General features: G+C 46.3%; 27 protein-coding genes, 1 tRNA gene and 1 riboswitch. All 28 genes read right to left on the reverse strand.

Translation table 11 applies throughout. The features are described from left to right. Position 1 precedes the first annotated feature (1 nt). Positions 2-2464 (reverse strand): stage II sporulation protein E, encoded by a 2463-nt coding sequence (gene spoIIE / locus BM210_RS30265; RefSeq protein ID WP_256224152.1) that lies wholly within the window; start codon positions 2462-2464, stop codon positions 2-4. 232 nt (positions 2465-2696) lie between these two features. Beyond that, positions 2697-2770 (reverse strand) — tRNA-Met (locus BM210_RS30270). 138 nt (positions 2771-2908) lie between these two features. Next, on the reverse strand, positions 2909-3445 hold the full coding sequence (locus tag BM210_RS30275; protein ID WP_076237322.1) for a S1 domain-containing RNA-binding protein: 537 nt from the start codon (positions 3443-3445) through the stop codon (positions 2909-2911). Between the two features lie 103 nt (positions 3446-3548). Beyond that, complete coding sequence (locus BM210_RS30280) at positions 3549-3881, reverse strand: FtsB family cell division protein (RefSeq protein WP_091176336.1); 333 nt, start codon at positions 3879-3881, stop codon at positions 3549-3551. 15 nt (positions 3882-3896) lie between these two features. Beyond that, positions 3897-4475, reverse strand: coding sequence for a spore cortex biosynthesis protein YabQ (yabQ, locus tag BM210_RS30285; RefSeq protein ID WP_091176338.1), 579 nt, complete (start codon positions 4473-4475; stop codon positions 3897-3899). Further along, entirely contained in the window at positions 4472-4756 is a 285-nt protein-coding gene (gene yabP, locus BM210_RS30290; RefSeq protein WP_091176340.1) for a sporulation protein YabP, read from the reverse strand. The genes yabQ and yabP overlap by 4 nt, the downstream gene beginning before the upstream one ends. Before the next feature lie 99 nt (positions 4757-4855). Continuing rightward, complete coding sequence (locus BM210_RS30295) at positions 4856-5140, reverse strand: RNA-binding S4 domain-containing protein (RefSeq protein WP_076237314.1); 285 nt, start codon at positions 5138-5140, stop codon at positions 4856-4858. Next, the gene (locus tag BM210_RS30300; protein WP_091176341.1) at positions 5140-5412 is read right to left on the reverse strand and encodes an HU family DNA-binding protein; all 273 of its coding nucleotides are present in this window, start codon (positions 5410-5412) and stop codon (positions 5140-5142) included. Before BM210_RS30300 ends, BM210_RS30295 begins: the two co-directional genes overlap by 1 nt. A gap of 83 nt (positions 5413-5495) precedes the next feature. After that, on the reverse strand, positions 5496-6992 hold the full coding sequence (mazG, locus tag BM210_RS30305) for a bifunctional methyltransferase/pyrophosphohydrolase YabN (protein ID WP_091176343.1): 1497 nt from the start codon (positions 6990-6992) through the stop codon (positions 5496-5498). Between the two features lie 155 nt (positions 6993-7147). Continuing rightward, the gene (locus BM210_RS30310; protein WP_091176344.1) at positions 7148-8863 is read right to left on the reverse strand and encodes a putative polysaccharide biosynthesis protein; all 1716 of its coding nucleotides are present in this window, start codon (positions 8861-8863) and stop codon (positions 7148-7150) included. Positions 8864-9054: 191 nt separating this feature from the next. Then, positions 9055-9597, reverse strand: coding sequence for a stage V sporulation protein T (gene spoVT, locus BM210_RS30315; RefSeq protein ID WP_091176346.1), 543 nt, complete (start codon positions 9595-9597; stop codon positions 9055-9057). A 247-nt stretch (positions 9598-9844) separates the two neighbouring features. After that, positions 9845-10933, reverse strand: a complete 1089-nt coding sequence (locus BM210_RS30320) for a peptidylprolyl isomerase (protein WP_091176348.1) — start codon at positions 10931-10933, stop codon at positions 9845-9847. Continuing rightward, positions 10920-14441, reverse strand: a complete 3522-nt coding sequence (mfd, locus tag BM210_RS30325) for a transcription-repair coupling factor (RefSeq protein ID WP_091176349.1) — start codon at positions 14439-14441, stop codon at positions 10920-10922. The genes BM210_RS30320 and mfd overlap by 14 nt, the downstream gene beginning before the upstream one ends. A gap of 249 nt (positions 14442-14690) precedes the next feature. Then, entirely contained in the window at positions 14691-14921 is a 231-nt protein-coding gene (locus BM210_RS30330; RefSeq protein WP_091176351.1) for an anti-sigma-F factor Fin, read from the reverse strand. A 78-nt stretch (positions 14922-14999) separates the two neighbouring features. Beyond that, on the reverse strand, positions 15000-15560 hold the full coding sequence (pth, locus tag BM210_RS30335) for an aminoacyl-tRNA hydrolase (protein WP_091176353.1): 561 nt from the start codon (positions 15558-15560) through the stop codon (positions 15000-15002). A gap of 206 nt (positions 15561-15766) precedes the next feature. Continuing rightward, positions 15767-16399, reverse strand: a complete 633-nt coding sequence (locus BM210_RS30340; protein ID WP_091176355.1) for a 50S ribosomal protein L25/general stress protein Ctc — start codon at positions 16397-16399, stop codon at positions 15767-15769. 132 nt (positions 16400-16531) lie between these two features. Then, positions 16532-17929 (reverse strand): bifunctional UDP-N-acetylglucosamine diphosphorylase/glucosamine-1-phosphate N-acetyltransferase GlmU, encoded by a 1398-nt coding sequence (gene glmU, locus BM210_RS30345; protein ID WP_091176388.1) that lies wholly within the window; start codon positions 17927-17929, stop codon positions 16532-16534. A gap of 100 nt (positions 17930-18029) precedes the next feature. Then, on the reverse strand, positions 18030-18323 hold the full coding sequence (gene spoVG / locus BM210_RS30350) for a septation regulator SpoVG (protein WP_076237295.1): 294 nt from the start codon (positions 18321-18323) through the stop codon (positions 18030-18032). A gap of 123 nt (positions 18324-18446) precedes the next feature. Beyond that, on the reverse strand, positions 18447-18833 hold the full coding sequence (locus BM210_RS30355) for a RidA family protein (RefSeq protein ID WP_091176356.1): 387 nt from the start codon (positions 18831-18833) through the stop codon (positions 18447-18449). A gap of 6 nt (positions 18834-18839) precedes the next feature. Then, the gene (gene purR / locus BM210_RS30360; RefSeq protein WP_091176358.1) at positions 18840-19667 is read right to left on the reverse strand and encodes a pur operon repressor; all 828 of its coding nucleotides are present in this window, start codon (positions 19665-19667) and stop codon (positions 18840-18842) included. A 148-nt stretch (positions 19668-19815) separates the two neighbouring features. Beyond that, positions 19816-20670, reverse strand: a complete 855-nt coding sequence (gene ispE / locus BM210_RS30365; protein ID WP_091176360.1) for a 4-(cytidine 5'-diphospho)-2-C-methyl-D-erythritol kinase — start codon at positions 20668-20670, stop codon at positions 19816-19818. A 118-nt stretch (positions 20671-20788) separates the two neighbouring features. Beyond that, positions 20789-20989: a small, acid-soluble spore protein, alpha/beta type gene (locus tag BM210_RS30370; protein WP_091176362.1), complete on the reverse strand. Its 201-nt coding sequence runs from the start codon at positions 20987-20989 to the stop codon at positions 20789-20791. A 113-nt stretch (positions 20990-21102) separates the two neighbouring features. Continuing rightward, the gene (gene veg, locus BM210_RS30375; protein ID WP_091176363.1) at positions 21103-21375 is read right to left on the reverse strand and encodes a biofilm formation stimulator Veg; all 273 of its coding nucleotides are present in this window, start codon (positions 21373-21375) and stop codon (positions 21103-21105) included. A 241-nt stretch (positions 21376-21616) separates the two neighbouring features. Beyond that, complete coding sequence (gene yabG, locus BM210_RS30380; protein ID WP_091176365.1) at positions 21617-22477, reverse strand: sporulation peptidase YabG; 861 nt, start codon at positions 22475-22477, stop codon at positions 21617-21619. An 80-nt stretch (positions 22478-22557) separates the two neighbouring features. Continuing rightward, positions 22558-23460, reverse strand: a complete 903-nt coding sequence (rsmA, locus tag BM210_RS30385; protein ID WP_091176366.1) for a 16S rRNA (adenine(1518)-N(6)/adenine(1519)-N(6))-dimethyltransferase RsmA — start codon at positions 23458-23460, stop codon at positions 22558-22560. Between the two features lie 3 nt (positions 23461-23463). Beyond that, on the reverse strand, positions 23464-24009 hold the full coding sequence (gene rnmV / locus BM210_RS30390; protein ID WP_091176367.1) for a ribonuclease M5: 546 nt from the start codon (positions 24007-24009) through the stop codon (positions 23464-23466). Positions 24010-24113: 104 nt separating this feature from the next. Further along, entirely contained in the window at positions 24114-25253 is a 1140-nt protein-coding gene (locus tag BM210_RS30395; RefSeq protein WP_091176369.1) for a 3D domain-containing protein, read from the reverse strand. Positions 25254-25595: 342 nt separating this feature from the next. Next, positions 25596-25791, reverse strand: a riboswitch (cyclic di-AMP (ydaO/yuaA leader). Positions 25792-26016: 225 nt separating this feature from the next. After that, positions 26017-26784, reverse strand: a complete 768-nt coding sequence (locus BM210_RS30400) for a TatD family hydrolase (protein WP_091176370.1) — start codon at positions 26782-26784, stop codon at positions 26017-26019. Positions 26785-26803: the final 19 nt, after the last annotated feature.

Here is a 26803-nt window from a genome sequence, read left to right on the forward strand (position 1 = left end):
TTTAGCTCACCACCTTTGGACGTTCGATGCGCTGCAGTCCGGGCCAACTGAAGGTGGCCCACTCCGGCTTGTACTTCTCCACACGCGCGACCACAACCGTCATATCATCGTAAATCTCCCCATAATGATATCGGACAATCCGCTCCAATAAAATGTCAGCAAATTCCTGTGGGGATTCTGTATCAATCTCTGACAGCATCCGTTTCATCCACAACTCCTTATTGACTGCATGTCCTGGTGCGTCATAAATTCCATCGGTCATCATAACAAGAATATCTCCTGGATACAGCGGCAGACTGATCAGATCCACATCAATTTCATGAACTATCCCGACTGGCAAGTTATTGGCCGATATCGGTATGACCTCACTCCCTCGCTTGACGAAGCTTGGCACAGATCCAATCTTCAAAAATGTCGTATGCGCATCATAGAGATCAATCAACGCTACGTCGACTGTTGCATACATCTCATCGGAGGATCGAAGCATCAAGACGGAATTAACGGATTTAATCGCCAAGCGCTCATCCATACCGGACTGTAACAGCTGCTGTAGAATCGTAAGGGCTGTGCTGCTCTCGGCTCTTGCCCGTTCCCCATTCCCCATACCGTCACTTAAAGCGACTGCGAATTTACCGTTTCCCAGTTCCTTCGTGCTGAAGCTGTCACCCGATAGCACATCCCCCCCCTTGGCTGCCGCAGCGATGCCGGTTTCTATTTCATATTCCTTTGCCGATCCAAAGACGACCGTACTGTAGCCCTCCTTACGCTCCAGCATCTGCTCATTTTTAACGGTAATATGCTCTTCCAAAATATCCGATAGCAGGGGACCAATGATTTTCCGACATTCATCAAAGCCCTTGGTGTACTGGTGAATAATCTCGATTTCGACATTGCCCTCATCCAGACTAATAATATCGATACTGTGTATTGAGAGTCCAAGCTCCTCCAAAGCGCTGCGAATTTGCTCTTCTTGTACGAATAGCTCCTGCCCCTCTCGCTTGATTTCATTCGCCAGGTCCTCCATCACCTGAGATACGCCAAATAGCTGCTCGGCGACCAAATGTCGGCTGTCCACTATTTGCTTTTTCCAATGCTGATCGTTCTGATACAGCTGGTATTGCTGCTGCATGACCTCTGCAACCTGGTCCGGCTTTACACATAGTTTTTTCCAATGGGGCTGCATATCCTTGCGCTTGAGCCCATGGCCCAGTTCTACCTCTGTCATCATTTCGGTCATAAACTTATAGGTTTGATAAAATTTATCGTCCCAGCATTGATCCCGCTTCCAGCAGGAGGCGCAGCTGCGATTCGCAACCGAGTTCATAAAGTGGCCAATCTCCTCCTCCCGTTTCATTGGCTCCGTTTCCGCTGTAATTTGTCTAAAGCTGCGAGACAGCTGGCGAAACACCTCTGAGAATTTTTCCACGCGATCTGCGGTAATATCTCGTACTCTTTTGGCATAATCATGCTGTGACTTTATATTTTCCTGCGTACCTGGGACATATTTGGCAAGCAGTTGAAGCACCGCACGCGGCGTTAAGAAAAACAGCAGCACAGCCGCAAGAGACTCCCAGGTCGAATTCATAATTTCGGCTTGATTCCCGATGTAGATAGATAGAATCGAAGAACCCAGCAGCATGCCCAGAGCCACCGCCATTCGATGCCCCTCCTTGAGCAATCCAGCCAGCATCCCTGCAAAAGCGAGCAAACTCATCTGGTAAATCGCCGACGAATTGGCCAAGCTTAGAATCAGCCCTGTAATGACTCCAACCGAAGCTCCGAGCGGTGCACCTCCGACCAATGCAAACAGCAGAATCAAATAACGGGACAGCACATGCTCCAAAGTAATCGGACCGATCAACCAGCCCACTGTACCCGTCATGACGGAAGCCAACAGGATGATCAGACATATAATTTCCTCATGCTTCAAGCTGTAATGCTTACGTGAAAGCGTAAATACAGGAACCGCCTGCAAGAAGATATGCGTCAATATTAAACTTAATACGGATTCGACACCCGTTATCGTCAAGGTATACCAAGATAGCTTGCCAGCCGCCAGCACGGCAAAGAGCTGAACAAAGAACGTGGCAGTAAACACTATTAGTGGTGCATAGGAAATGTCGGAGCGTTGAAAGCGTTCTATCCCTTTTTGAATAAGCAGTACCACCAGCATCGCTACCACCATATATCCGGTATGCTCAGGTGCCTGTGAGAACAAGCTGCCTCCAATCAAAAAAAGTGCAGTTCCCACTAACAATTCCTTTCGTAGAAAATAGATCACAGCAAAAAATGCCACGGCAAACGGGGCCAATTGATCCAGAATCATCGCCCTTCCCAATAAGAACGCCATGCCCAGTAAGAGGATCGAGCTTTTTCGTGTCGCTACTGATTGCACCCATCGATTGTCCGCAAACCTGCCAGCCATACTGCGCTTCGTCTTTTGAAACCAGCGGTTTCGTTCCATTCCTGCTTGTGTCCATCCTAAACTTTTCAACATATTTGCCCAACACCACCTATATCCGATTAGTGTTTTCTAGTATATCGAGAGTCTATTGTAAAGTTTGTCACAATCAGTTGGTAGACTTAAAATTTTTTCCGACAAAAAAGAAGCCATCTATCCGATAGCTTCCTTTTAACAGCAAAAAAACACCCCACCGGACAACAAGTCTCGGCAAGATGCTTTTGTTCTCTTGCAATAGCGGCGAAGGGAATCGAACCCCCGACCTCACGGGTATGAACCGTACGCTCTAGCCAGCTGAGCTACACCGCCACAACATGTATGAATATATAACAGGCTTGGTCTAGTTGTCAAGCATGGTACAGCGTCATAAACAGGGATACACAGACCGCAATCCACAAAAAAGCCGCATAAGCAATTCGCTCATACAGCTTCATCACCCTACTATATTTAATCGCGTCTAGCGCCGCGACCTCCACGTTTCCCTTCCGTGTTCTTCTTCAGGGAAGAGATGCGTTCCTCGCTATCCTTTAAAAAACGCGAAACCTTGTCCTCGAACGTTAATTTGCCTACCGGAGGTTTACCTCCACGGCCTCCACGATCGCCTCCACGGCCTCCAAATCCACCGCCGCCTCCGCTGCTGCGACCGCCACGATCACCGCCACCACTTCCGCCGCTGCCACCCATACCGCCGCCACTGGAACTACCAGCTGGTCGTTCGTAGCGTTGAGGTCTTGGCGCTTCAGGGGGTTTGTCAACCGCTTGCTTGATGGATAAACCGATTTTACCGTCTTTATCGACATTAATAACTTTGACAGTTACCACGTCGCTCAATTTCAAATGATCGTTGACATCTTTTACATAATTGTCTGCGATCTCCGAAATGTGCACCAGACCTGTACCACCCTCTGGAAGCTCAACAAACGCCCCAAAATGAGTAATGCCTGTTACCTTACCTTCCAGTTTGCTGCCCACTTCAATTGCCATAAAGTAAAATGTTCCTCCCTTAAATAGTTAACAAAAGACTTCAACAATGGAGATTATAACGTACACGCTGCAATACGGTCAACCAAAGCTTTGATGCACTTACTTATTTCTTTAGCTCTTTGGGCACATAAAATAATGTTTCCCCTTGCTTCACATAATGCAGCTCTTTTCGAATTTTTTGTTCAACGTATTCCGGATCATTCAATCTGACAATTTCACGCTTGGTCGCTTCATTGATTTTCCGAGTCTCATCCAGCTCCTGCTGCAAAGAGCTCATTCTCTCGTCCTTGGAACCAAGCTTACTTACCTGATTCCATAAGGTTACGCCAGCCCAGCTCATAAAGCAAGCAAGAACAATCAGGACCAAGCGGCGTCTGCGGAAAGAGCCTTTATTATTTGGTTTCGTATTGTTGCTTGTTATGGTGACAGCTCGCATCGTTTGAAAATCCTCCTACGTCCGATGAAAAAACCGACGAATGAACTTTACCATCGTTTGAACGGTTGTATTCTTTCCTAGCTGAGCACGAACATATCTTGTTAGTGGAAATGTTAAAAATCTAATTAGTTTCCACACAGTATATAGCAATTGTATCATAACTTGATACAGGAAAATAGCTATTGCTGATAAAAATCCAAAAAAGATAAGGATCACTCTAAAAAGCAGAACAACAGGTGTTATAATGAGTATATTAACCAATTTTACAACCCATTGAAACACGATTTTTACCATACGGATCAAAAAATGCAAACAATGAATGATAAGTCCGCTGAACAACCAGAAATAGACGATTACCCCGGCCAGCAGACCGATAAATATAAACAACCGGACCTGTCCCCAATTAATATCATACAGCAATTTAAATACAAGTAAGGTCCCAATGATCCAGAATACGATGTCCAACAAATAATAGGCATAACGGGAAGCCTTTAGATGATGGGCAAGCACCCGATACAAATCAAACAAACCCCCGAGCGACAGTCCTCCCAGCAGCATGGTACCCATCGTGGCGAATTGTATCTCCAGTGTCATTTAAACATCTTGCCCCATAATCCCTTAGGTTTCCCCTGCGCATTCGCATCTACATAAAGCAGCTCATTAATCAAACCTTCGATGACGACGAATCCCTGCTCCAGACTCAGGTTTTTGATATGCAGATTCTGCCCTCTGATTCTAAGATACCCATAGTCCGTCTCCAGCAAAAACTCCTCACTATCAAAGCTTTCCACATTTAAAACGCCGGTTACCTCGAGCAGCTTGCGGTTGAGCATTTTGATTTCCTGTCTTTTCACTTTCCCCTGCTCAATGGCCATGAAACGATCCCTCCCGTCAGCTTTGATTTTCTACAAAGCTTGTATACTCTACACATATGGGGGGATGTCCACATTTAGAACACAAAAGAGACTGAAAGATCAGTCTCTCTGGCCTTGCCATAATTCGGTTTTGTGCATTTCCTCTTTGAGCAGTGTATACATGTGGGCTGCATCTTCCTTGCGGGTAGATTCGGAAAGCTGTTCCACGCGAACCGTGATGCTTTTCTGTCCGAATTGGATTTTCAGCTCGTCCCCGACCTTCACCGCACTGCTCGGTTTGGCATCTCTGTCATTGATCCAAACACGTCCCTGGTCAGAAACATCCTTAGCGACTGTCCGTCGTTTGATCAACCGTGATACCTTTAGGAACTTATCAAGACGCATTATTTTACCGCTTCTTTAAGCTTGTTACCTGCTTTAAAAGCCGGTACGGTCGATTCAGGGATCGAGATTTCTTTGCCCGTTTGTGGATTGCGGCCGGTACGTCCAGAACGCTTGCGAGTCTCAAAAGTACCAAATCCGATCAATTGGACTTTGTCACCCGTAGACAATGCATCTGTAACTTCACCTAAAAAGTTATTCAAGACGGTTTCTACATCTTTCTTGTTAAGTCCGCTTTTTTCGGAAATATTCGTAATCAAATCTGTTTTATTCATGGTTATAAATTCCTCCTTAAGTTAAAGCTTATTGGTATGTATTCTTGATACCTCAGGAAAATCCTGCTAAAAGCCTGCAATCTTTATATTTTTTTTGCTTCCTGCCACAAGGCTTCCATCTCTTGTAAATCAGTTTGCTCCAAATTCTTGCCCTTTAATCGCAGCTGCTGCTCGATATATCCAAAACGGTTAAAAAATTTGCGATTAGCCGCATCCATGGCTTCCTCAGGCTCAATTTTCAAGAATCGGGCCAGATTGACGACAGAAAACAACAGATCGCCCAGCTCTTCCTGCTGTTCAGCCTTGGACAGTGACACCATCGCTTCCTTAAGTTCCAACAGCTCCGACTCCACAACTTCAATAACTTCCTCCAACCGACTCCAATCGAACCCAACAGCCGATGCTTTCTTTTGCAGCTTGTAAGCTCTCATCAGACCAGGCAGCTCACGAGGCACCCCCGAAAGTAGTGGGAGCTGATCTGGATCAATCCCCTTCTTACGCTTCTCCTCCTGCTTGATCTGGTTCCAGTTCACAAGCGCCTCATTGGCATTATCGGCCTGAGCTGAACCAAATACATGCGGGTGGCGGCGGAGCAGCTTTTCATTCAGTCCTGCGATAACATCCCAGACGTTAAAGCTGCCTTCCTCTGCTTCAATTTGCGCATGCAGCATAACCTGCAGCAGCAAATCGCCCAGTTCCTCGGCCATATGGTCCGTATCGTCCTCATCGAAGGTTTCCAGTACCTCATAGGCTTCCTCGATCAGATTTTTACGCAGTGATTGATGTGTCTGCTCACGATCCCAAGGGCAACCATCTGGACTCCGCAAAATATCGACAATTTCATGCAGGCGGGCAAAGGTACGGTTTCTCAGCCTGTCTTGATCGCTTCTTGGCACCCACACTAGAGAAAGATTTCCAAAATCCTGCAAATGGTCCAGCTCAAACAGCGGAATGCGATGAACCCGCTCCTCCCCTGCCACACCCAGGGCGTGCCCGACAACGATCTCATGCTCGTCCGGGTACATTTCCATCAGCGACAGCTTAACATCAGAGGCGCTGAGTGTATCGTACACTTGGGTAATAACCGTATGCAGCATTGGATTCAGGTTGTACAACGACAGATCGGACCCATTGAGCAATTGAAAGCCTTCTACCGGATCAAACCCAAGACGCAGGAAGGCTTGGTCGAGAAAGCTTTCCCCGCCCAGCAGCGTTAACTCGATGCCCGCTTCCGGACAACGCTCTCTTAACAGCTGCACAGTCTTCTCCGCAACCATGGGATGTCCAGGCACAGCATATACAATCTCACCTGCTGAGGAATTGGCGCTAGCGGCAGCTTTGGCCAACGCCAGGAGCTCCGCGGTTATTGCTTCGTAAACCTGCTCGAACTGTTCATGGCTTTCGTAAATGGCATCAAACGACTCATAAGCTATTCCGTTGCGTGTCAGCATCTGTACCATCGGATGCTGATCTGTGCGCAGATACAGCTTATCAGACGCTTGAATTTTTTTCCAAACACCTAGGGTCAGCTGATCCTCGTCACCAGAGCCAAGGCCTACAACAGTAATGTGGGGTTTCATGATAATATTCGCCTCCAAAAAAATAAATAAGGGGTATAGCCGTCAAATGTAAAAATGAAAATCCTGAAGTTCGAGTTCGGACGCAGAAGCATTAACCTTTCCGTCCAACTGCTATACAGCGATTTTCAGAATGAACCGATATGAAATTACTGGCTTTAGCGCAGCAGTCTGACTTTGCGGAGAAGTGCGAGCGGCTTGCCTCGCAGCTTGGGGATTTGCTCCAGCTCGGCGGCGCTGATAACGCCGAGTCGAACCAGCGCGAGTAGGTATACGAGCGCACCCACCGCTACGCCTGCAAGTGCTACCACGGTGGCTGTGCCCCTTGAGGGCAGGGCCACCGGAAGCGCACCCAGCAGCGCGGGCAAGCCGTGCGTCACGGCGAGCAGGCTCGCCGCCATCAAGCCGACGCAGAGCAGCGGCTTGATGACGGCACGGCCGACCGCCGGCGTGACGCCGGTCGCGCGCAGCGCGTGCGCAAGCGCCAGCAAGCCTGCGAGCGCGTATGCGCCAACCGCCGCGAGCGCGGCGCCATCGATGCCCCAGTGGGGCACGAGGGCGGCGTTCGCCGCGATCTTGACCGCGGCGGCAGCGAGCAGGTACAGCGCCGGAGCTACGACGGCGCCAAAGCCCTGCAGCACGCTGCCTGCGATAATGTTAATCGTGCTGAACAGCGCCGTATAGGAGAGCAGGCTCATCGCAAGAGAACCGTCAGCGCTTTTATAAAACATCACATTCAAGGGCTCTGCCAGCACCGACAAACCAACCGAAGCTGCCAGTCCAATCACCCAGGTCAGCCGCAGCGCCATACTCGAACGGTTTCTCAGTATCTCCTGATTAGAGAGAAGTTTTGCAGCGGCTATGGAGGGAACGAGTGCTGCCGACATGGAGGAAGCAATCATCGCAACCAATTGAACAAGCGGCATTCCATGATTATATAAGCCGAACTGGTAAAGCGCACCTGTCTCATCCAACCCATGGAGCTTTAATAAACGCGGCAATGTAAATGAATCGACCAACGTTAGAATCGGCAGTGAAATTGTCCCCAGACAAATCGGCAGTGCGTACAATAATAGCCTCCGAACCAGGCTCCAATCGCTTTCTCTGCTCTGCGGCTTGTACGAACCGTCCGATTGATGCGATGTTTTATTTTCACCAAATTTGTCGGGCCCTTCCTCACTCTGCTTCCGCCCATTCTCCTTATGCCTATCCTTTCGATAATAGACCAGCATAACCATAAGACCAGCGGCTGCACCTGTGACTGATCCGAAGGTAGCACCCGCTGCAACCCACTCTGCGCCGTAGCCCCAATGCATAAATAATAGCAGTAAACCAAACATCGTCGCTACTCGAACTGTTTGCTCAATCACCTGAGAGACCGCAGTAGGAATCATATTCTGATAGCCTTGATAATAACCGCGAAGCGCTGACATGATCGGTACCAGCAGCAGGGCAAAAGACACACTGCGAATCGCGAGACCTGTCTGCTTGGCACCCATCAGCTCCGCCAGCCAATCGGCCCCGTAGAAAAGCAGAAGGAAACATGCAATTCCTGTGGTTATCAATACGTATGAGGCTACCTTTAACACGCGCTTCGCTTCTTCATATTGCTGCATAGCGACTTGCTCTGACACAAATTTAGACACAACCAGTGGAAACCCTGCTGTAGCCAAAAACAAAATCAAAATGTAAAGCGGATATACCGCGTTGTAAATACCGAATACCGCATCGCCAGCCATATTTTGCAGCGGGATTTTTTGCATCGTTCCAATCAGCTTGGACACGATTGTAGCGAGACCCAATACGACTGCTCCTTTTAGAAGCATGGATCCCATTTGCTTTTCGGAGCCCTGACGCCTTTGCTTACTGTTCATTCCTTTTCCCCTTCGCCTCGACAATCCCCCTTATTATAGCATATCAGTTTGACTCTCATCGTTTACGTTTGTCCAGAAACCTTCTGAATGCTAAGAAGTTAATATGCTGCAAATCACAAAAAACAGCCCCCAAGCCAACGTCTCATGAAGCTACGTTAATAAGGGGACTTGTTATTCAACTTATTTACATACTACTGTTCCATTTGCTTAGCCAGAAAACCAGCTGCCGTTTCTGCCATCTTGGTTTCCATTTGCCCCATCTTGACTTGCTCGTCTTTATTCAACAAGATGACCGCACCGATCGGATCGCCACCTGCTATAATAGGCGCCACTACATAAGAGGAGTAGGCTTCATGTAGATCTTTAATCAGTTCGTATTGTCCTGCTTCTCCCTCGAGGGAGGTCTTGCGATTTTCCATACAAGCTTCTACCAGAGGACCAACCTGCTTTTCCAAATAATCCTTTTTGGATCCTCCGGAAACCGCTATGATATTATCCCGATCCGTAATCATAGTCGTATGATTCGTGCTTTCGTACAGAGACTCTGCATATTCCTTCGCGAAATCACCCAACTCACCTATAGGCGAATATTTTTTCAGAATCACTTCCCCGTCACGGTCAACAAAGATTTCCAAAGGATCTCCTTCCCGAATTCGTAACGTGCGGCGAATTTCCTTGGGGATAACCACTCTTCCTAAATCGTCAATACGACGAACAATTCCAGTTGCTTTCATGGTTCTAGATGCCTCGCTTCCCTTGAGGAGTTAAATACTGCTGGATTGAATCTGTTCTATACCAAACATCATATTGGGATTCGACTAAGTAACCATAGTATTCATTGATTCCCAGCAGTTTATGCATGTGAGGCTGTGATTCAGACGACCGTTTTTTCAGCTATGTAATCTTGGGCGTCGTTGTTTACATTATGTCCATAATTGTGAAATAAAAACAGGGTACCCTAAGGGGTACCCTGGTAATATATTACTTTGTTGCTGGCGCTTCTGTTTTTGGCGCTTCAGCAGGTGGAGCTGTTGGTGCAGTAGCCGGAGGTGTTGCTGCTGGCTTAGGCAATGTGTTCGTTTCGATGATTGTTGGTAATTCCTTTTCCACAAAATCATACACTTGGGTTTCTGCCGCTTCCGAACGCAGACTTTCTTTCACTTCGTCATACGTTTTGGTCTTACGTGATTCGACCTTCATGATATGGTAACCATAGCTCGTTTCAACGGGATCACTGATTTGATTAATTGGCAGCTCGGCAGCCGCCTTCTTAAATTCAGGGACCCACATGGAAAGCTCAACATTTTCGTATTTACCGCCTTTATCTTTTGAACCCGGATCATCTGAATATTCCAATGCCAATGCAGCGAAATCGCCGCCAGCTTTCAGCTTGTCCTGCACTTCTTTAGCGCGCTTCATTGCTTCTTCCTTCGTTCTTGTCTCCTTACCGGTTGCAGGGTCAGAAGTACCGATCAAAATATGGGCTACCGTAGCGATATCATAGATATTTTTATCTGCTGCCAGTTTTTTGTCGTACGCGTCTTTTACCTGCTGCTCGGATACCTTGGATTCAAGGGCAGAAATGGCAAGCATACTGCGCCCTATAAACTGCTCAATATCTTTGGCGTTCAGATTAGCATCTTTCAACTGCTTATCCATACCGCCTTCTTGCATACCCAGATACGTGTTAATTTGCTCAACCTGCTGCTTTGTCTTCGTATCTGCCTCAGCCTTGGCTTTGTCATCCGCACGCGCGGATAGAACTCTAAACGTAACCAACTGCTTCATCATATCCTGCTGAAAAGCTGGATCTTCTTTGTATTGTGCGTATTCCTTATAGAAAAAAGTGTTAATGTTAATAAAAGTATCGAATTCACCACGAGTCACCTTGCCACCATCTTTATAAGTGACCAGCACCTCATTAGCATCACCCTTGGCTGGTGTTGTCGTTGGAGCTGCTCCTGTTCCCGCTTTATCTCCGCCACAGCCTGCAACTACTGCCGCTACCGTCATGACTGTCGCTAACGTAATTAAACTCTTTTTTGCGTGTTTCCATTTAGTTGATAACATTCTGTAATTCTCCCTTCGATTTCAAAGCTCGCTTATATTGTACCAGAAACCTTTCGAGCAGATCGATCGATTCTTCTGGCTGTAACCCTTTGCCTTTGAGCTGGATATGAATTTGCGGACCGGCGATCAGCTTAAACCGATGATCAAATTCACTTGCCAGTGCGGCTAATGCCTGACCATCCAAATTAGAAGTTTGGTCAGCATGAATTTTGATTTCATAATCCGCAGCCTTTTGTGAAATCGTTTCGATGGCATACATAGCACCATAAACTTTCAATCTGGCAACAGCGAGCAGATGATGCACCGCTTGCGGCAAGTCGCCGAAACGGTCTACAAGCTCGTCGTGCAGTTCGGCAACTTCATCTAACGATTTGAGTGTCGCTACCTTTTTGTAAATTTCAATCTTTTGTACACTATCATAAATATAATCCCCAGGAATGTACGCATCTAATTGTATATCCAGTACGGTTGACCAAGGCTTTTGGACCACAGGCGCTTCACCCGTAATTTCATGCTTGCGTTTAGCGATTTCTTCACCTAGCATTTGCGAATACAAATCGAAACCGACCGAAGCTATAAATCCATGCTGCTCCGAGCCCAGCAAGTTGCCCGCGCCGCGTATGGACAAATCCCTCATCGCAATTTTAAACCCTGATCCAAGTTCTGTAAACTCTTTTATAGCCTGCAGCCGCTTTTCAGCGATCTCTGTTAATACTTTGTCCCGTTGATACGTAAAGTAAGCATAGGCGATTCGATTCGAGCGCCCAACGCGTCCTCTAAGCTGATACAGCTGGGATAAGCCCATTCGGTCTGCGTCATGCACAATCAAAGTATTAACATTAGGTATATCCACGCCTGTTTCGATAATACTCGTAGACACCAGAACATCGAATTCCCCATCCAAAAAGTCGAGAATTGTTTTTTCCAGCTCATGCTCGGACATTTGGCCATGCGCAACCGTAACTCGGGCATCTGGAACGAGCATCGAAATTTGTTCAGCCATCTGATTTATGCCTTGTACACGGTTGAATAAATAGTACACCTGTCCTTCACGAGCAAGCTCTCGCTCGATCGCCTCCCGGACGAGTCCCGTATTATGCTCCACTACATAGGTTTGTACAGGAAACCGATTCTCCGGTGGCGTCTCGATAACCGATAAATCACGGACACCCAACATCGACATGTGCAGTGTACGTGGAATAGGCGTTGCCGTTAATGTTAGCACATCTACATTCGTTTTTAAACGTTTGAGCTTTTCCTTATGGGAAACACCGAACCGCTGCTCTTCATCAACGACCAACAATCCCAGATCCTTAAACTTCACATCAGCCGACAGCAAACGATGCGTCCCGATTACTATATCAACGGTTCCCGCTTTAACTCCCTTCATCGTCTCCGCTTGGTCCTTCTTGGAACGGAAACGGCTCAACACCTGAATATTGAAGGGATATCCGGAGAAACGCTCGCGGAAGGTCTCGTAATGCTGCTGGGCCAAAATGGTCGTCGGTACAAGTACCGCCACTTGCTTGCCATCGATTGCCGATTTAAAGGCAGCCCGAATTGCAACCTCGGTCTTCCCGTAACCAACATCGCCGCAAAGCAGCCGATCCATAGGGCGCGGCTTTTCCATATCTTCTTTAATTTCGCTTATAGCCCGTAGTTGATCCGACGTTTCTTCATAAGGGAACATACCTTCAAATTCCTGCTGATAGGTGCTGTCTGGATTAAATCCGTATCCCGTCGTTGCCTGACGCTCGGCATAAAGCTTAATCAAATCATCAGCGATATCCTCAACAGAGGAGCGCGCCTTGCTCTTCACACGATTCCAGTCCGCCCCGCCCAACTTATAAACCTTCGGTTCCTTTTCCTCGGAGCCTACATATTTTTGAATCAGGTCGATCTGGTCAATAGGAACGGACAGCTTATCGCCGCCTGCATACAAAATATGCAAATAATCCTTATGAATCCCGCCTACTTCCAATGTGCCGATACCTACAAATTTGCCGATACCATGATTCACATGAACGACGTAATCACCTAATTTAAGCTCCTGATAGCTTTTAATCCGCTCGGCATTTTCGATCTTCTTGTCAACCTTGCGTACCTTACGCTGCTTTTGGGTAAACATTTCGCCTTCGGTTATGACGACCAAATGGATGTTGGGCAGCTCAAACCCGGTCTGTAGATTGCCATTGAGAATCATCGGCTCATCGATGTGATAGTCCGCCAACACACGGCGTACTCTTTCCACACGCTCTTCGCCATTGGCCAAAATCAGTACCTTGGCGTTAGATTTTTTCCAGCGCTCCATCTCGTTTTTAAGCACATTCATTTGACCATGAAAATTTTGCATCACCCTGCACATGAAATTGACGATATTTTGCGGCTGTGTTTGTGGAACCTGCCGCAGGAACAATGACATATATAAGGTCGGATACGGCTTACGCTGCAGCAGCGTTTCGTACGGCTTGGAAATAATAAAAGCAGGAATGCTTTTCCCGTCTTGCAGCGAAATTGTCATCCATTCCGCTTCATCTCGTTCAAGCTGCTTCGCTGTTTCCAGCAATCGTGCCGGCTCGTCTATGAGCAGTATTGAATCCTGTGGCATGTAATCCAGTAAGGTTTTGCGCTCAGGGTAAAGTAAAGACACATATTTGAACAAGCCGGGAAAATAACTGCCTTCCCGCATCATTTCGATTTCATGTCCAACGCCTTCCAGCAACCGATCCTTCGCATTGCGGTCGGACATTTTGTCCAGCTGCGCCTGCAGAAGGTCAGACGCATGCTGAGCCGCTTCTTGTAACCGTTTTCCATTGGCAACAATCTCACGACAAGGCGTAATCACCAGCTCATTCAATTTATCAATTGAACGTTGGTCTGCGATATCAAAGCTGCGAATCGAATCGACTTCGACATCGAACATCTCAATACGATACGGCTGAGGGGAAGATAAAGGATAGAAATCGATAATGCCTCCACGGACACTCATTTCTCCTTTGGATTCAACCCTTTCCACACGCTCATACCCAAGACTGATCATACGAACAATCAGTTCATCCATAGGTATTTGCTGGCCGACCCGAATCGTGATTCTGGCTGCTGCAATATCCTCTTTGTATGGCAATACCCGCCGCATCCCTGCATAAGGCACGACCACAATACCATGAAAATCTGCCGCAAGTCTCGTTAACGCATCAATCCGCTGTGCAAGCATATCCGGACTCGCTACAGCTGTCTCTGCAGCTAGCAGCTCCTGCGCTGGGAACAGCAGCACTTTGTCACTGGGCAGGCACTCTACCAAGTCTTCAAATATTTTTTGCGCGGAAAACATATTGTGCGTTACGATAAACAAGGGCCGCTGGAGCTCCTCGTACACTGCTGCCAGCATAACCTGCCGGGAGGAACCGGACAATCCGGACAGTAACTGCTCCTTCATCCCCGAGCGTACGCCCGAAACAATACTTTGTAAATCAGGATCTGCGGAGAATGCTTGAATTAAAGCCTGCAAAACGGTACACCCCTCTCACCCATTTAAACCCATATACCTATTATAAAATCCTCCGCAAACGGGGATAAGGAGCTTCACCAGTTACGGGTGAGGCCCCTTGATAAGCCATATGTGAAATCTTCGAGTTCATCATCATTGCCCTGAAATTGCTCGAGTCATCGTTCTGATATTTGAAAAAAGCCTAGACTTTCAAGCCTAGGCCGCTATCATCTACATATGTTTCCCGTGTAGGATCCTGAATCCTTGCCACTACTGCAAAGGACTCACTATCAAAGATAGCTCCGGATTGCTGTCCAAAGCTTCTTTACAGTAATCACATATTACTTTGACCTTGACATCTCCATTCGGGCTATACGATATTATACTCTGACGCTCCTCAGGGGTCAAGAAATGGAAGCCTAGCAGCTGTTCATTCACTTGCTGCTGGGGTAGTTCTCCAATAAATGTCTGGCAATGACGGCAAACATAAGTAACAGTCAAAGCGAACACCTCCTTTTCATTCATTATGACCCAAAAAGGAAAATGCTAGCCTTTATCCTCACATACAACCAATACGTTCTATACGTTAAATTTGGCCATCGTCTTCTCAAAAGAATTTCCTAAAGCGTGCTCCATTGCGTCGCAGGTTGTGTCCAACAGCTCAGGCATCGCTTTGGCCTCCTCCTTCGAAAAGGAAGAAAGTACATAATCGGCAATATTATAGCCCGGCAAAGGGCGGTTGATTCCCATCCGAATCCGGTTAAAGGATTGCGTTCCCAAATGCTGAATCGTCGATTTAATTCCGTTGTGTCCTCCAGCACTTCCTTGATAACGCAGTCGGATTTGCCCAAAGGGAGTATCCAAATCATCATAAATCACGATAAAATCCTCGATCGGTACTTTGAAAAAGTCCATAAAGGCACGTATCGATTCCCCCGATAAATTCATATATGTCATCGGCTTGATCAAATATACCTTCGTACCGTTAACATTCCCTTCACCAAGCAGCGCTTTACATTTGCTTTGTGTTACTTTGATTCCGTGCTTTTCCGCAAACCGGTCCACAGCCATAAAACCTATATTATGACGGGTCGATTGATAAGGAGTACCCGGATTACCTAAGCCTACAAACCATTTCACTCTTTGTTTACTCCCCTTCCAGACTGTCAAGCTTTCCATATTTCCTATACCTATCATACCACAAACCGGCTTTGATTTTGCAGCACATGGGGCTGTCCTTTTATAAAATCATCCTAGCATCTTAAAAAAAGAACGCGAAAAAGCGTATCGAATCGCAATCCGATACGCTTCTGAATTTAAGGAATTTCTCAGACTCCTGCAGTCGCTTATTTCTCATCCTCAGCTTTGGCATCAGCCGCCGCTGCAGCGCCAGATGCATCCGCTGGTTCAGCTTCCGTTTCTTCCTCTGCTTTTTGAGGTGCTAAAATCGAAACCAGCACATCATGCTCGTCGGTCTTGATTTCCAGCTTGCTGGATACCTTCAGCTCGGAAACCAGAATGTTTTTGCCGACTTCCAATTCGCTGATATCCACTTCAATCGATTCAGGAAGGTCATCCGGTAAACAACGAATGGAAATTTCATGATGCTGGATTTGCAGAATACCGCCTTCCCTAACACCAATCGAGTCTCCATGGAAATCCAAACGAACAGTTGCTGTAACGGGCTCATTCATATTGATTTGATGAAAATCAACATGCACCACATGTTTGGATAAAGCGTCGCGTTGAACTTCGTTGATCATCACAGACTGTTTGCCTAATTCAGGCACATCCATTTCAACAATAGCATTAGGGTGAGAACGAAGCAGTGCCAATAATTGCTTTTCATCGATTGCGATAGATTTACTAATTATTCTCGAGCCGTAAATGACACCAGGAATTTTTCCATTTGAACGCAAGCCTTTGCGCTCAGACTTGGTTGTACCTTTCCGTGCTTCTGCTTTCAATGCTATTACCACGGGTTGTGCCTCCTTCAACTTTCGATAATTTTGCGGATATGGTATTACATTACCCAAAATTAAAGAAAATCAATCACCCATGGCCGATTCCATCCTAACAGCTTAAGTAACATCACTCCCTTGCCCTGCTACTCAGGACTTCGATTGCTTCTTCTTCTCACTGAATTTGCTTCTTAGCTTGTCTGCATAACCTGCTTTATTAACCTGACGTTCACGTGCGATAGCCACATCATTAGGCTCGACGTCATGTGTGATGGTTGAGCCTGCAACCACATAGGCGCCCTTGCCAATCTTCAATGGGGCAATTAGATTTACATTGCTTCCGATGAATGCATCGTCGCCTACCTCAGTCAATTGTTTGTTAAATCCGTCATAATTAACTGTAATCGCTCCACAGCCAAAGTTCACATTTTTTCCAACAATAGCGTCCCCGATATAACTCAAATGGGAAACTTTAACGTCGTCGGCCAGTGTCGCATTCTTAATCTCGACAAAATCGCCGATCTTCACATTCGATCCCAGCTTAGCGCCTGGACGCAAATAAGCGTAAGGTCCAATAGCCGTCGCGTTGCCTACCTCAGCCTCTGACAGCACTGAATACTTCACTTGAACACCGTCAGCAATAATACTATCCGTAATATCAGCCTGCGGACCAATGTAGCAATCCTCTCCAATGACTGTCTTGCCCCGAATAACACTGCCCGGTGCCACAATCGTATCTGCACCTATCTGTACATCTGCCTCGATATAGGTAGCTAAAGGGTCCAACAGTGTAACCCCTGCCAGCATATGGTTATTATTAATACGCGCACGCATGATCCGTTCAGCCTCTGACAGCTGCACTTTATCATTCACACCCAGCGTTTCCATGGCGTCTTGTGTACAGTAAGCCTGTACAATTTCTTTATTACCAACCAAAATACCAATTACATCTGTTAAATAATATTCCCCTTGGGCATTTTGATTGGTTACTTTATTTAAGGCATCAAAAAGCTTCCGGTTTGTAAAGCAATACATTCCTGAATTAATCTCTTTAATAGCCCGCTCCTCATCATTGCAGTCTTTCTGCTCAACAATGCTTGCTAGTCTGCCGCTGGAATCGCGAATAATTCTTCCAAGACCCGTAGGATCTTCCATGATCGCGGTCATTACCGTTGCTGCCGCCCCTGCTTCCTGATGAGACTTAATCATCTCCTGTAAGGAGGTGTGGGTAATGAGCGGCGTATCTCCATACAATACTACGGTCAGCCCCTCTTCTTTTCCAAGCAGTGCCTCCGCTTGAAGAACAGCATGTCCGGTACCCAGCTGCTGCTCCTGCATCGCATATTCAACACGCTCACCCAAATACGATTTAACGGAATCAGCTCCATGTCCGACAACAACAACCATCCGCTTGGCTTCTATTTGTTCCAAGGCACTGACAACGTGTCCCACCATCGGCTTGCCGCATACCTTGTGAAGCACCTTATACAATTTAGATTTCATTCGTTTCCCTTGCCCTGCTGCAAGTACAATCCCCATAATACTCAAATCCGCCAACTCCATTTCCCCTGAACGTGTTTTGCCTTCAATTTTATATGAATCCGTACCAAAAGAAAAGAGAGCCTCGAAAGGCTCCCCGGAATACGTATTATGCTCCTTCAACGATAACGGCTTCTTCTTCTGTTTCAGACGCGGCCAAATCGTACTCTGCCAGAACAGCAGCTTGGATTTTTTCGCGTGTAGTTGAAGAAATAGGATGAGCGATATCTCTAAACTCTCCATCCGGTGTACGCTTGCTGGGCATCGCCACGAACATTCCGTTATTTCCGTCAATAACTCGAATGTCATGAACGACAAATTCGTTATCAATGGTAATGGAAGCGATGGCTTTCATTCTTCCCTCGGAGTTAACCCGACGGAGTCTTACGTCTGTAATTTGCACTAGTGTTCACCACCTTTTCACATCTTGAGAAGACTTGGTGTTTAAATTCCACATTTTGGTGCTAAATCCTTCTTTTTTTTGTAACAATTTTACTATTTTTTTAAATTAATATTTTATTATAAATTATTCGACAATTATCGCTGCAATCAGTTCTATTTCGACAAAAACATCCCTCGGCAAGCGTGCTACTTCCACGGTAGAGCGGGATGGCTTATGCGTTCCGAAGTACGCTGCATAGATCTCATTCACTTTCGCGAACTGATTCATATCCTTCAAGAAAACGGTTGCTTTGATGACAGTATCGAATCTTGCGCCACCTTCAGCCAACACGGCCTCCAGATTGCGAAATACTTGATGGGTTTGCTCTTCAATCCCACCCTCAACAACTTGTCCGTCAAGTCCAAGCGGAATTTGCCCGGATGTAAACAATAGATTGCCGAATTGGACGGCTTGTGAATAAGGCCCTATGGCCGCTGGTGCTTTATCGGTTGCGATTGTATGTAAGGTCATGTCTTATCACTCTCCATTTGAAAAATAGTTACCAGGTTCTACGGTTATATGTTTCGTACGTGGATCCACACCCGACAGCTTGGCTAGCGAAACATATTCTTCTACAAGATGCTCTTCCACCTCACCGGATTCAACGAACACCCCAACACCTTTGACTGTCGCTTTAAACTCCTGCAATAAATCCATCATCCCATGAACGGTACCACCAACACGCATAAAATCATCAATGATCAATACGCGTGACTCTTCCTTCAACGCCCGACGCGACAAGGACATAGTCTGAATCCGTTTATTGGAACCTGACACATAATTAATACTAACCGCCGAGCCCTCAGTCACCTTATTATCACGCCGAACGATAACGACAGGTAAATTCAAAAACGTTGCCGTTGCATAAGCAAGCGGTATTCCCTTCGTCTCAACGGTCATCACTACATCGATATCCTTCGAGGCAAATGCAGTTGCAAACATTTTGCCAACTTCATTTAAAATTAGCGGTTGCCCCATGATATCCGACATATACATATACCCGCCAGGCAGGATACGCTCCGGCTGCTCTAGTTGTCGGCAAATCCCTTGTATAAATTGCAAAGAGTACGCTTTCGATACCTTAGGAATAAATTTAACCCCTCCGGCTGCTCCAGCCAGCGTCAGCAGCTCGCCAAGCCGCTCCTCCTCAAATACTTCTTTAATGATCGCCAAATCCTCACTGATCGAAGACTTTGCTGAATTATACCGATCGGCAAATGTAGTTAGAGGAATCAGTGTATGGGGGCGAAAAAGCAAGTATTGCGTCATTTCGACCAACCTTGCACTTCTTTTCATTTTTTTCATTGGTGCACCCCCTTCTGGAAAATTCATTAAAATCCGAATATTATAATGAGAATATACCATTTTTATACGTATTTATTCAAGATGCACATGAAATTTATTCTCACATAGAACTAACATTCATGATTTCTGCAGCCATCGCCACTCCTAATTAAGTCAAAAGACGAACGACGTACACATCTTTGCAAAATCCGCGCAAGCCATTGTATATTCTCGGTACTTTCGCTTCCCTGGAGACAAGTCCGAATACAGTCGGACCGCTGCCCGACATCAGGACGCCATCCGCACCCAGTCTAACCATGCATTCCTTTAACTGTCTAACCTCTGGGTAAAGATCCAGTGTGACCTCTTCCAGTACATTGCCCATCCGCTCGCACAATAAATCAAACCGCTTCAAACGAATCGCCTCCAGCACATCAGACGTTGAAGGATGATGATTGATCTGATTGGCACGCAGCTTTCCATAGATCTCTGAGGTGGATACATTGATCGGCGGCTTGGCAAGCACAACCCAGCATTGCGGTGGCGCCTCAATTGGCTCCAGCTTCTCACCGCGGCCGCGAGCAATCGCCGTCCCTCCAGTTACACAAAAAGGCACGTCCGAGCCCAGCTCAGCTCCAAGAACCTGCATCTCTTCGGCAGGAATATTCAGCTTCCATAGCCTGTTCAATCCACGCAGCGTCGCTGCTGCATCACTGCTTCCGCCGGCAAGGCCAGCAGATACCGGTATCTTTTTATCCAAATGTATGTAAACGCCTTGCTTCACATCATAACGGTCCTTAATCAACCGAGCCGCCTGAAAAGCCAAATTTTTCTCATCCAGCGGTATATAGCCGGCTTGACTGGAAATGATAATCGTGTCACGGGGCAGTTCCTGCATCTCGATTCTGTCGGACAAATCGACCATCGTCATAATCATTTCTACCTCATGATATCCATCCTCGCGCTTACGTAAAACATCCAATAACAAATTAATTTTGGCCGGAGCCTTCTCAAAAACCTTCATAACGACACCTTCTTTGCGGCTCTATGCTTCTATATGTTTATACTATACCAAAAAACGAACAAAAAAAAGCTAAAGCCGCTTAATGCATGCTCCAGCTTGAAATTGATTCGTCAATGGCTCATCTAAACGGCGGTTGTGATTGCTGCTTTAAAGCCTGCTCGGCGATTTGAATAGCTCTTTTCACCATATTCCCCGCGTCCTGAGTACGTATACCGCCCCAGCCTTCTCGCTGTACAGTCTCATAAAAACCCAAGTCTTTTGCAAGCTCATACTTAAACCCTTCTGACATTACTCCACGACTTCGGCCTCTGCGTGACATACGGAACCCTCCCTCTCGGTAAGATGGTTGTAGTATCCCCCCATTGCCCCGCTCTCATACGATCATTCTAACAAAAAACAGCATACCCACTGGGGCATGCTGTTTATGTATATTTATTGATGTATAGCAATCCGTACTTCTCCGTCAGCTTGACACACCGTAACTTCGACGGATTCCGTGAGAATATCTGCATAACTGTATGAAACCCGTTTAAAGGCATTTTGTTCCTGATCAAGCTTCACAATAAAAACAGATGGGTAGGTTTCTTCTAACACACCGGAACGTTCAATCGTTTTACGGCGACCACCATTTGCTCTTAACATGATTTTTTGTCCGACATGAGGTTCCAAACTGCGTTTGATATCCAATAGCGCATTTTTAGCCATTTGACCACTCCACCTCTTTCTTACTAAAGTATACTGCATTAGTGGGGTTATGTCAAATGGGGTTAAATATTATAGCAGTGGTCCAAAGCTGTTGTCAACGGCATATTTGCTTAATTTAGTTAGTTTTAGGTATGAAAAAGATTGTTTGTGTTCACAGAAATGTCAATATTACAGTAGCGGTCTTATTTTGTATGAATTGCTCCAAGAAAAAAACGCCCTAAGGCGTCTCTGCTCATCCATTCTATTGAAATTGAGGAACCCCTCTGCGAAAGCTGCCGCGCGATTCAATGCCGCCCATTCCTTCAAATCCGCTATGGGTCAACCCTATAACGCCTGCCACATTAACCGTATCGCGAATCGGCGTAAAGGCAACCTTAGCCGCCACACAGAGCGGATCTAACGCATGAATCAGCACACGGGCCGGAGAACTGGCATAATTCGCACCCGCCTGCAGCAGCGCTTCAAAATGGGACTGACAAGCTCCAGCAATAATGGTTAGTTCATCCTTATTTTTTTCATATTGTCTAGCCACTTTGACAGCCTGAACGAAATGATATGAGTTTTTGTAGCTGTTCAGTTGGTTGATATCCCCATTCCTGCGATTCTTAAGAATGCCATCATGGCCTGTAATGACGAGAATATCCGGCTTAGTCTGAGGCAGCAGACGATATAAGGCCTCGGCCATCTTGATCTCTGACACATAAAAGCCTTCTGCTGGCACTCTAAGCTCTCCGTAGAGGTTCATGCACTTTCGTAAGTAAGAGGGATCTCCGTCCAAATGAAGCACCTTGCCTGGAATTTCAAAATATTTCATAGCTATACTGTCATTAGGCTTTGCCTTCCCTCCAAGCGGTTCCGCAGAGGGCAATAACATTTGTTGAGCCTCGTTACTGCGGATCATGTTCATCCAAGGAGGATTCACTCTGCTTACGGTTGGATAGGGATCAAGCTGTGGAGCACTTAGCAGGTCACTCAGAGGCGCATCAGCAAGCAACCGATAATCCACTCCCCTTAGGAGAGCCTGCCGCTGCACGACATCCTGAATTTTAAACACAATATCATTATCATAAGATCTACGAGTAACCAGATCTCCCTGTTTCATGGGCAATCGCCTCCTCGTGTATCTTATGGCGTACCTAAGCCATTGGTGAATACCGAGTACAGCTTCGATTTACAGGCGATTTACGCTCTTCCCAGAGCTTTGGACAAACAGCTGCTTAAACGGGCATACTCCTCCATAGATAGCGTTTCACCACGCCTCACAGGGTCAATACCCGCCTCCGTCAAAATAGCCTCCAGCTGTCCCTTTGTTTCTTTTGTGAAATAGCGAACTGCCAAGTTATTATAGATCGTTTTTCTACGCTGAACGAACGAGGCTTGGACCACATCAAAAAAGAAAGCCTCATCCTCGACCTCAACAGCCGGTTTTTCACGAACTTTAAGTCTGATGACAGCGGAGTCTACGTTTGGCTGAGGGATAAACACCGTTTTCGGAACAATCGTAACTACCTCAGGCTCACAGTAATACTGTACAGCGATACTCAGACTGCCATACTCCTTGCCGCCGGGTTTTGCCGACATCCGACTGGCTACCTCTTTTTGAATCATGACAACGATATACTCAAGAGGCAGCTTCTCTTCGAGCAGCTTCATGATAATCGGGGTCGTAATGTAATAGGGAAGATTGGCCACAACGCTTATTTGTGCAAAGCCCTCAAATTGTTCACGAAATAACGTTTGGAGATCGACCTTCAAAATATCACCATGAATAACGCTCGCATGAGCATACACCGCTAAGGTTTCTGTAAGCAGCGGCAGCAGCCGCTGATCAATCTCAATAGCTACAACTTTACCCGCTTTTTTGGCTAGCTGTTGCGTCAAAGCTCCAACACCCGGACCGATCTCTAACACACCTTTACTTGCATCCAGGTCTGCCGAACTGACGATCTTATGTAAAATGTTCGGGTCCACCAAAAAATTTTGGCCCAAGCTCTTTTTTAATACGAGTTTATGTTTTTTTAGCAAATCATTGGTTCTTTTAGGTGAGGCAATATCCTCTTGCTCTGTCCATTGGTTCGTATCCATCCTTCAGCCCTCTTCTTGTTCAAGTTGCTGCCAGGCAGCTGCAAATTCTTCACGTGTAATTCGAAACATCCGACAACGGTTGTAAAACTGTTTTCCATTGCAATAGCCTATACCAAGCCGTTTGCCCATCTCCATCCGTCTCGCTGCCGCTTGGGGGTGAACGATCAGACCTGCTGTCATCAAATCCTCAAGCGTAATATCCGACTCGGCCGCTTCATAATCGGTACGCACGTTCTCAAGCGCTCTTCGTATCGTATCGGCTGAAGCATTCTCGACGCCTATATCCCCTTTACTGGTCGCATCCTCACGCGTTATAAAGGCATGCTTACATCCAGGGACCTGTGCTGTAATGATCTTGCGTATTCGTTCTCCCGCGTGGTCAGGATCGGTAAACACAATGACTCCCCGCCGCTGCTGTGCCAGCTTGATCCGCCGGATAATATCTTTGTTAATCGCAGAGCCTCCGGTCTCAATCGTTTCAGCATCGACAGCGCGTTTGATTGCTGTTGTATCGTCTTTACCCTCCACCACAATCATTTCTTTAATCACACCTGCACCTTACCTTTCAAAGCAGAAAAAAGAAGAGGGTTTCCTCTTCTCTTCCTGTGATTCGATATAGCTATATATGATGAGTCTGCCCCAATTGCCGACTGTTAGTCCGACGTTGGCTTGTTCGGTCCGATTACATAGATAGTATTTCCTCGCTTCATGCCAAAGCGGTTCGCGTAATCGTTGCTATCAAAATAAACATCGATTTTGTTCCCCTTGACTGCACTACCAATATCTTCTGCTCTGCGGAATCCAAGCCCGTCTATATATATCCACCAGCCCAGTGGAATCACTGTGGGATCCACTGCAATCGTTCGACCTTCCATTACTCTCGTACCTGTCGCAGTAAGCCCGTATTGCGGATGCTCGCTGCTTTTGCCAGTCGATGATGCACCAGCTGAATAAGCAGTCAGGGTCACATTGTTTATAACCTGTTTCACGTTAAATTTCATACCACTCTTGGATAATTCCTGAATACCAGGTGAAGCCGCAGATAAAACTGTAACCGGATTTTTCGTTCCTATTGCAACAATTTTGTTAACTCGCTCGGATTGAACCTTTTCATCCACTACTTCTTCAGAAATCAGCTTTCCATCCTCAAACAACTTCTCTTTGGTTTTTACAACGACGCCTTCTTGACCCTCTTGAACAATCTGTTCCTTGCCTTTAAGCAACTGTGCATCGCTTTTCTTCTCAACATCAAAGGCGATCTTTTCCGAGAACTCTTCTTTTTCTTTTTTAACTCGGACAATTTGAACTACACCGGTCTCTGATAATTCGGTGTCAAGCGCAGGACTTACCTTATCAAGCTCCCCGATGGAGACTTTAAATTCCTGCAAGGCACTTCCTACAGTTTTGGCCACTGTGTAGAAGGTTTTTATTTCTCCGTCAGCTGTAAGCTGTAACGGCTTCGCATGGTCAATGGCAATCCGGTCACCCGTATTCACCTTTGCATCCAGCGATGCGGAGAGACGATCATGCTCTCCAATAGAAATCCCCTGTTCATCCAGTAAACGTTGCAGAATCCATTGCTTGGTATACACAACTGATTCTTGTCCATTGACAACCACAGATACCCGTTTGGTAGCCGTGCCGTATAACATCATTAAAAACATGAAAGCGATAGCGATTGAAATCAGTGAAACGATCGAAATCAAACGCAAGTTTTCATGCTTCCATCGCAATGCGAAGGACATGCTGGATGATCGTCTTACATGGGGTTGCTCATACTCAATAGCTCCCACTTATTCGGTCCTCCTTAAAGCCCCGCCGTCGAGTGTATCACATGATTCATCTGACGCGACTATGGTTTAGGTTTTGCAATCTTTCGTTAGACGAGTATAAACGGCTTCGGTCTCGCAATTAAAGTCGATGCGCGTTTTTCCAGAAACTAAAGGGCTGCAATCTACGTTCCATATCGTTCTTTCTGAGTGCGTTCAACACCTCCCCAGTGTAAGATGTCGGCCTGTTCCGGAACCCCTGCTATAATGACGGGAGAACACAAAAAAAGTCAGCGGAGAAGAGGACTCTTCCCGTGACTTATTAACTTATTTCATCGGCATGATGAAATAAAGTACACGACAATCGTTACCTCTCTCTTAACGCTTACGAGGTTAGCTGACGGATTCGGACTTGAGAGTCGCCCTACTTTGGACTGAATCATGCGTGATTCTATCCGAAAGATTCACCCCAGAAATCGTGACTTTTGCCTCATTGAATGCAATAGGCAAATCACTTTTTGGTTCCCCCGTTTCCCATTAGGAAACTCAGCGAAAATGGAAAATTGGTAATCGTATTAAGTTAATATTGAGTTTACGCTCTCCGGTGTGAACTTGTAAAGTATACAAACAGGGCAAAAAACGGTGAATATCGTTTAAATCAGACCATAATTCGATGTTTTACCGATATAAACCCTATTTATCTCTGATTTTCATTATTCCTGTGTATATTTACTTGCAATATCCCTTTGAACCAGAAAAACAAGGCTTCTCTACGCCCAGAAATGATTCACTTTAGATCGAATAATCTAATCGCATTTTGGGTTGTAATTTGTGCAATTTCCTCAAGCGTGAGACCTTTAATTTGAGCTGCAGCTTCTGCGACTAATTTCACATAAGCCGTCTCGTTCCGCTTGCCGCGGTAAGGATGCGGTGTCAAATAGGGTGCGTCCGTTTCGATCAGCAATCGATCAAGAGGTACCTTGTCCAGAACTTCTTTTGGCTGCTTGGCATTCTTAAAAGTCACGGGTCCTCCGAAGGAAATATAAAAATTCATGTCCAGACACTGCTTGGCCGTTTCCCAGCTGCCTGAAAAGCAATGCATAACACCTCCAACCTCAGCAGCCTTTTCCTCACGCAGCACCTGAATAATATCATGGTGGGCATCTCGGTTATGAATAGCTATGGGCATACCCAGCTTGCGGGCAAGCCTGATTTGTTGACGGAACACTACGTCCTGAACATCCTTAGGAGACGTATCCCAGTAATAATCGAGTCCAATTTCACCAATAGCGACAACTTTGGGATGTCTGCACAGCTGCTCGATCCATTCCAAATCTTCAGGTGTCATATCTTTGGCATCTTGCGGATGCCAGCCAACAGTCGAATAAATACATTCATATTGTTCAGCCAAAGCGATCGAGCTTGGAATGGTTTCTCTATTAAATCCGACATTGATCATTCGACTGATTCCGTTGTCAAACGCGCGTTGTATTACCTCCTGTCGATCTTCATCGAACTGAGGCGCATTCAAATGTACATGTGTGTCGGTTAGCATACTTGATCTGTCTCCTTCT

Source organism: Paenibacillus sp. 1_12 (assembly GCF_900114475.1).
Lineage (GTDB): Bacteria > Bacillota > Bacilli > Paenibacillales > NBRC-103111 > Paenibacillus_S.